Annotated in this window: 6 protein-coding genes; 4 read left to right on the top strand and 2 right to left on the bottom strand. The window is 70.4% G+C overall.

Annotated elements, in window-relative coordinates; genetic code table 11:
- The 4 genes from GU5_RS0100540 to GU5_RS0100525 all read left to right on the top strand — a co-directional run.
- Nucleotides 1–674 (top strand): DUF2291 family protein (locus tag GU5_RS0100540; protein WP_010523629.1); only part of this gene is annotated, 674 nt, incomplete at its 5' end.
- Nucleotides 671–2,380, top strand: a complete 1,710-nt coding sequence (locus tag GU5_RS0100535) for a sugar ABC transporter ATP-binding protein (RefSeq protein WP_010523628.1) — start codon at nucleotides 671–673, stop codon at nucleotides 2,378–2,380. The genes GU5_RS0100540 and GU5_RS0100535, both read left to right, overlap by 4 nt.
- Nucleotides 2,377–3,534 carry an ABC transporter permease gene (locus GU5_RS0100530; RefSeq protein WP_010523627.1) on the top strand — a complete coding sequence of 386 codons (1,158 nt, stop codon included), beginning with the start codon at nucleotides 2,377–2,379 and terminating at the stop codon, nucleotides 3,532–3,534. The genes GU5_RS0100535 and GU5_RS0100530 overlap by 4 nt, the downstream gene beginning before the upstream one ends.
- A 112-nt stretch (nucleotides 3,535–3,646) precedes the next feature.
- The gene (locus GU5_RS0100525; RefSeq protein ID WP_010523626.1) at nucleotides 3,647–4,630 is read left to right on the top strand and encodes a D-ribose ABC transporter substrate-binding protein; all 984 of its coding nucleotides are present in this window, start codon (nucleotides 3,647–3,649) and stop codon (nucleotides 4,628–4,630) included.
- Between the two features lie 187 nt (nucleotides 4,631–4,817).
- Here GU5_RS0100525 and GU5_RS0100520 read toward each other — a convergent pair whose 3' ends face one another.
- Both GU5_RS0100520 and GU5_RS0100515 read right to left on the bottom strand, forming a co-directional pair.
- Nucleotides 4,818–5,612 (bottom strand): GolD/DthD family dehydrogenase, encoded by a 795-nt coding sequence (locus tag GU5_RS0100520; RefSeq protein ID WP_010523625.1) that lies wholly within the window; start codon nucleotides 5,610–5,612, stop codon nucleotides 4,818–4,820.
- Nucleotides 5,609–7,072, bottom strand: a complete 1,464-nt coding sequence (locus GU5_RS0100515; protein WP_010523624.1) for an RbtT/DalT/CsbX family MFS transporter — start codon at nucleotides 7,070–7,072, stop codon at nucleotides 5,609–5,611. The genes GU5_RS0100520 and GU5_RS0100515 overlap by 4 nt, the downstream gene beginning before the upstream one ends.
- Nucleotides 7,073–7,074 lie beyond the last annotated feature (2 nt).

Raw genomic sequence — 7,074 nt, 5'->3', positions numbered from 1 at the left:
GCATGAGCCGCGCACAGACTCCGCGCATCACCCGGTCACGGCTCGTCGGCGGAGCCGTGGTGGTCGTGCTGGCCGCGGCGATGCTGCTCAACACCCGCTTCCTCACCCCCGAGGAGGTCGACGCGCTGACCCCCGACGAGTTCGACCCGGCGGCGACGGCGGAGGACCTCCATGTGCAGGCGACCGAGGAGCTGGTCGGCGATCCGGCCGACCTGGATGCGGTCACCGCCGCGATCGCCGAGGACCCCGAGGCCGCGGCCGAGGAGTTCAGCGCCCTCTCCCCCGGCGAGGGCACCGACGCCTACACCGTCTCGGTCACCGGCACCGTGGAGGAGGCCGACGAGAACACCCTGACGCTCGCCGTCGACGGGCTCTCCACCGAGCGCCCGGTGGTCGTGCCGGTGGGCACGGCCGTCGACGGCACGCTGATCCGCGACCTGACCGGCTTCGAGTTCGGCGACGCCCCGGGCCAGACCGGCTACCAGCAGGTCGGCAACGAGCTCGCCGCGCTGCTGCGCGCCGACGCCGCCGAGGCGCTGGGCGACGATCCGTCGAGCCTCGTCGACCAGGAGGTCACCGTCCGCGGCGTGCTGCGCCATGTCCGCACCGGCGGCGAGGCGCCGGAGGGCAAGCCGATCACCATCCAGCCGATCGAGCTGGAGGCCGACGGATGAGCCCCGCGGAGAAGACCGGGGCCGAATCCGCGGCCCCCGCCGAGACGACGACGTCGGCCAGCGCGGCCGGCCGCGTCGGCGACGTCGTGCTGCGCGCCGTCGACATCAGCAAGACCTACGGCGTCACCCGCGCGTTGAAGGGCGTGAACTTCGACGTCCGCGCCGGCGAGGTGACGGTGCTCTTCGGCGAGAACGGCGCCGGCAAGTCCACGCTGATGAAGATCCTCTCCGGCGTCGAGCAGCCCACCGCCGGGCATCTGGAGCTCGACGGCGAGCACGTCGAGCTGGCGTCGACCTCGCAGGCGGTCGCCCGCGGCATCTCGATCATCCATCAGGAGCTGAACCTCAACGCCAATCTCACCGTCCGCGACAACATCTTCCTCGGCCGCGAGATCCTCGGCGCGCGCGGGATCGACTACCGGCGGCAGGCGGAGATCACCCGGGAACTGATGGACCGGCTCGAGGAGCCCGTCTCCCCGGAGACGCTGGTCCAGGACCTGCGGGTGGGCCAGCAGCAGATCGTCGAGATCGCCCGGGCGCTGTCCACCGACGCCCGCATCCTGATCATGGATGAGCCCACCTCGGCGCTGAGCACCTCCGAGGTGCATGTGCTCTTCGGGATCATCCGCGAGCTCACCCGCCAGGGCGTGGCGATCGTCTACATCTCCCACCACCTGGAGGAGGCCATCGAGATCGCCGACCATGCGGTGGTCTTCCGCGACGGCGAGCTGGTCGCCGCCGAGGAGGCCGAGCACATCGACCTCCCCTGGGTGGTGCGCACGATGGTCGGCCGCGACGCCGACTATGACTTCCGCGATCGCGAGCGTCGCCACGGCGAGGTCGCGCTCTCCGTCCAGGACGTCACCGTCGCCGATCCGTCGACGGGCAAGGTCCCCGTCGACCATGTCTCGGTCGACGTCCGCGAGGGCGAGATCGTCTGTCTCTTCGGACTGATGGGCGCAGGCCGGACCGAGCTGATGGAGGCGCTGGCCGGTCGCGACGAGCTCGCCGGCGGACGCGTGACCCTCGACGGCGAGGACCTCGCCGGACGCGGCATCGGCGACCGCATCGCCCAGGGCATGGGCCTGGTGCCGGAGGACCGTCAGCGCGACGGCATCGTGCAGCTGCAGTCGGTGGGGCGGAACATGGCGCTGGCCAGTCTGCGCACCTGGGTGCGCGGATTCTTCCTGAGACAGCGCGCCGAGACCCTGAACGTCGAGCGATCCATCGCCCAGATCGGGGTGAAGACCGAAGGGTCGGATGCGCCGATCATGTCGCTCTCCGGCGGAAACCAGCAGAAGGCGGTCATCGGCAAGATGCTGCTGACCGATCCCCGCGTGGTGCTGCTGGACGAGCCCACCCGCGGTGTCGACGTCGGGGCCAAGGGCGAGATCTTCTCGCTGCTCTTCGATGAAGCGGCACGAGGCCTGGGCGTGCTCTTCGTCACCTCCGACGTCGGCGAGGCGATGACGGCCTCCCATCGGATCGTGGTGATGAGTCGCGGCCGGGTGGTCTGCGAGCTCGATCCGCGCAGAACCAGCCGGGACGAGATCCTCGCCGCCGCGGAGGGCACCGTTCCCGAGCACGCGCGGACCTCCGCGCCCGCCGAGACCTCCGGACCCGCCGGACACCCCGAGAGCACCTCCAGCACGAGCACCACGAGCACCACGAGCACCACGAGCACCACGAACGGAGCAGCATCATGAGCACCACGACAGCTCAGGAGACGCCGGCAGGGGCGTCGACGGAGACGACACGTCGGCCCCGGTTCTCCTTCTCGCTGGGCTCGGTCCTCGTGGAGGCCCGCGCCCTGGTGGCCCTGGCGATCATCATCGTCATCTTCACCGCGCTGAACGACAACTATCTGGCGGTCAGCAACCTGACCACCATCGCCAAGGACGTCTCCTTCAACGCCATCCTCGCCCTGGGGATGCTGATGGTGATCCTCAACGCCGGCATCGACCTCTCGGTCGGCTCCACCGTGGGGCTGACCGGTGCAGTCGCCGGCAATCTGTTCCAGGGCCTGGATGTGCCGCTGACCGACGCGGTGATGTTCCCCGCCACGTGGGTGATCGTGCTCATCTCGATCGGCGTCGGGATGCTCGTCGGGCTCGTCAACGGGCTGCTGATCTCGAGGCTCAATCTCGCGCCGTTCATCGTCACCCTGGGCATGCTCTACGTCGGGCGCGGCCTCACCCAGGTGCTGCTGGGAGGGACGAACATCACCAACGACCTGCGCGGACAGGAAGGCCTGGGCAACACCGGGTTCTTCGAGATCTTCGCCAGCCGGCCGCTGGGCGTGCCGATCGCGGCCTGGGCGATGATCGCCGTCGCAGTGGCCTTCTCCCTGCTCCTGACCCGCACTCCGTTCGGGCGCTGGCTCTACTCCACCGGCAGCAACGAGCGTGCCGCCGAGCTCTCCGGCGTGCCGGTCAAGCGGGTGAAGACGCGGATCTACGTGCTCACCGGCATGTGCGCCGGGATGGTCGGCATCCTGCAGATCGCCAACATCCGCTCCTCCACCGCCGATCTGGGCGACACCTACGAGCTCAACGCCATCGCCGCCGTCGTCATCGGCGGCGCCGCGCTCTCCGGAGGACGTGGCACCGTGCGCGGCACGGTCATCGGCGCCTTCGTCATCGGGTTCCTGTCCAACGGACTGGTGATCGTCGGGGTCTCGCCGTTCTGGCAGACCGTCATCACCGGCGCAGTGATCATCCTGGCCGTCGCTGTGGACCAGATCCAGCAGATCGTCCAGCGCCGCCGGGCCCAGGCCCGTGCCGTCGCCGAGGCCCGGCGGGTCTCCGAGCGAGCCGAGCGCGACCGGGACTCCGAGGGGAAGGAGGCCGCCGGCGTCTGAGCCCGGCGCCGACGACGGCGCACGGGCGCGGCGCGCCCGACGCCGCCGTCGGTCAGATCCCGCCGATCGCCTGATCGGCACCCACCCGCACCGAATCCAGAAAGGCACCACCATGCGACGCACCATCCTGAGCACCACTGCGGCGATCGCCGCGACCGGACTCGCCCTGACGGGCTGCGGCGGCTCCGAGGAATCCGACGCCGGCTCCGAGGGCGGAGGCGACGGCGGCGGCCAGATCTCCATCATCACCGTCGACCCCTCGAACCCGTATTGGTCGGCCGAGATCGAGACTGCCGAGACCGTCGCCGAGGAGATGGGGTACACCACGGAGACCTCGGCCCACAACAACGATCCCGACGAGCAGACGCGGCTGATGGAGACCGCCATCAATGACGACGTGGACGGGATCCTGCTGGACCCGGCCGGTGCCGACGAGTCGGTGGCCATCGTGCAGCAGGCCGTCGACGCCGGGATCCCGGTCTCGCTGGTCAACGCCGAGATCGCGGAGACAGGGCTGGCCGAGGCACAGATCGTCTCCAACAACGCCCAGGGCGCGACCATCGGCGCCGAGGCCTGGGCGGAGGCCATGGAGTACGAGGGCACCTACGTCGAGCTGTTCGGCAAACCCAGCGACAACAACGCCCAGGTCCGCTCCGACGGTTTCGACGGCGTGCTCTCCCAGTATCCGGACCTCGAGAAGGTCGGCGAGGAGATCGCCAACTGGGATCGCCAGGAGGGTCAGGAGAAGATGGAGCAGCTGCTCTCCCGCTACCCGGACATCGACGGTGTCGTCGCCGGCAACGATGAGATGGCCCTGGGCGCGATCAACGCGCTGGAGCAGGAGGGCATGCTCGACGAGGTCGAGGTCCTCGGCTTCGACGGCAACAACGACGCGGCACAGGCTGTCGCCGACGGCGACATGGTCGCCACGGTGCTGCAGCCCATCACCGAAGGCACGACCCAGGCGATGGAGGTCCTCGACGAGGTCATCCGCACCGGCGAGTCGCCGCTGGAGGACGAGAAGGTCGCTCTCGACTGCGTGCTGATCACCGAGGAGAACGCCGACCAGCTGCAGGACTTCTCCCTGGAGCAGTGACCGGCCGCCACGAGCCGGCACACCCAGCGACGGCTCTGGAGTCCGAACCGGAACTCCCCCGATTCGGGAGGGGTTCCGTCCGGAACTCCAGAGCCGTCGTCGTGTGCTGGGCCGGGTCACCCGGTGCGCCCGACGGCTGGACGACGCCGTGCCGCAGGCCGGTGCTCCCGCCGGAGCGAACCGCGGTTCACACGATGGTGAAGCCGCCGTCGATGCGCAGGTCGGCGCCGTTGACCATCGCCGCCTCCGTCGAGGAGAGGTAGACGACCGCCGCGGCGACCTCCTCCGGCTCGGCGAATCGACGGGCAGGGATCTGCTCCTTATGCGCCTCGCCGTGCGGACCGTCCCAGGCCTGCTTCCCCAGGTCGGTCATCACCACCGTCGGCGAGATCGTGTTGGCGGTGATGCCGTGCGGCCCGAGCTCGCGGGCCAGCGAAGCGGTCAGCCCGAAGAGCCCCGACTTCGAGGCGCCGTAGGCGGCGTGCTGATCCAGGGCGACATGCGCCGCCTGCGAGGCGATGTTCACGATCCGCCCGAAGCCGGCCTCCTTCATCCGCCGTGCGGCGGCCTGACAGGCGTGGAAGGTGCCGGTGAGGTTGACCGAGAGGATCGTCTCCCAGGTCTCCGGAGACAGCTCGTCTACCGGGTCCAGGGCGACGACGCCGGCGGAGTTGACCAGGATGTCCACCCGGCCGTGCTCGGCGACGATCGCCCCGATGCACGCGTCGACCGCCGCGGCGTCGGTGACGTCGACGGTGCGGGCGTCGACGCCGCCTCCGTCGGGGTGGTCGGCGCGCAGCCGGGCGGCCGCGGCCTCCAGCCGCTCGGCGTCGCGGTCGGCCAGCACGACCGTCGCGCCCTGTCCGGCGAAGCCGCGGGCGACGGCCTCGCCCAGCCCGGACGCGCCGCCGGTGACGACGGCGACGCGTCCGGTCAGGTCGAAGAGCCGGGCACGGGCGGGTCCACTCGCAGATGCGCTCATCGGTCTCCTCCTCGCGGATCGACGGCCGGCTTCCCCGCAGGCGCCGGGCTCTGCGGGGTCTCGACGCGGGCCGACTCCGGCTCCGCGATCGGACGACGCCGACCGAACAGCCGACCGTGCTTCTCCTTCTCCTCGTCCTCGGGCACCTCGAGATGACGGATCATCAGGAAGGCGCAGCCGTAGAGGGCGACGAACGCCCAGACGACCAGCGAGTTGCGGGCGAAGTCACCCATGCCGGACCACTCGGCGACGGTGAACACGACGGCCACCACGGCCGAACCGAGGAAGGTCGCGCCGCCGGCGGCGGTGGTGTACATGGCCATCGCCGCGCCCTTGTGGTCCGGCGCCAGCGCCGGCATGATCGCTCCCATCGGCACGAATCCGGCCAGCAGGCAGCCGAAGACGCAGCCTGCGACCACCGAGAGCAGGTAGCCCCAGGTGGAGCCCGCCGGGACCATATGCGGGACGTACCACCAGAGGAGCAGGCCGACCGCCGAGCCGGTGATGCCGAACCACTTCACCGTCCGGCGCCAGCCCCAGCGGTCGCCGATGGCGCCGAAGACCGCGTTGACCAGGATGTTGGTCGCGTAGACGGCGACGGTCATCGCCAGCCAGCGTGATTGGCCCCATTCGAGCGTCGTGGCGATCACCGCCGGCAGCACGATGAACATGCCGAACTGCGGGGCGGTGTTGATCAGTCGGACCAGGAAGCCCATGGCCACCTTGCGATGGGTGAACGTCAGCCGCAGTCCGGCGGTGATCACCTGCATCGGCGTCTCCCCCTCCGGCGCCAGGCGCCGACTGCCCCGCGCGTCGCGCACGCCGAACCAGCCCACCAGGAAGCCGAGGGCGACCAGACCGCCGGCCAGCCACATCGCGCCGGTCTCGCCGACGCCGCCGACGCCCCCGCCGCCGAAGGCCGGGATCGCGCCGATGGCGACCAGCGAGCCGAGCGTCGGCAGCCCGCCGGTGTACATCACGTAGAACCAGCCGATCGCCGTGGAGTTCCGCTCCGGCGGGGCGGTGATGTTGATCCAGACCAGGAAGGCGAAGGCGAACATCGGGAAGCCGAAGCCGCGCAGGAAGTAGGTGATCGCGGCCATCTCCACGCTGCCCAGCGAGAGCCCGACCAGGAACAGCACCTGGAAGACCAGGAAGATCGCCGCGCCGACGGCCATGACTCGCCGCGGCCCGAAGAGGTCGGAGAGCGCGCCGGCCAGGTAGGAGGCGATGAGCACCGACACCGAGTGGCCGGTGATGATCGTCGAGACCGTCGCCTCCGGGGAGCCGAGGACCTCGACCATGTGCGGAGTCAGGATGTTGGACTCCACGCCGACGCCGGTCATCACCAGCAGCACGGCGAGGAAGCCGAACCGGAGCATATGCGGGATGCCCATGCGGTCCAGCCGGGTCTCGTCGGGATGCCCGGCGGCCAGCGGGCCTCGCGTCGCCGTCGTCATGG

The sequence above is a fragment of the Nesterenkonia sp. F genome, assembly GCF_000220985.1.
Taxonomy (GTDB): Bacteria; Actinomycetota; Actinomycetes; order Actinomycetales; family Micrococcaceae; genus Nesterenkonia.
This window is presented reverse-complemented; position numbering and strand designations above follow the sequence as displayed.

Excerpts from the sequence above, each read along its gene's own strand:
- GU5_RS0100535 (WP_010523628.1), top strand. The coding sequence starts at position 671 with ATGAGCCCCGCGGAGAAGACCGGGGCCGAATCCGCGGCCCCCGCCGAG.
- GU5_RS0100530 (WP_010523627.1), top strand. The coding sequence starts at position 2,377 with ATGAGCACCACGACAGCTCAGGAGACGCCGGCAGGGGCGTCGACGGAG.
- GU5_RS0100525 (WP_010523626.1), top strand. The coding sequence starts at position 3,647 with ATGCGACGCACCATCCTGAGCACCACTGCGGCGATCGCCGCGACCGGA.
- GU5_RS0100520 (WP_010523625.1), bottom strand. The coding sequence starts at position 5,612 with ATGAGCGCATCTGCGAGTGGACCCGCCCGTGCCCGGCTCTTCGACCTG.
- GU5_RS0100515 (WP_010523624.1), bottom strand. The coding sequence starts at position 7,072 with ATGACGACGGCGACGCGAGGCCCGCTGGCCGCCGGGCATCCCGACGAG.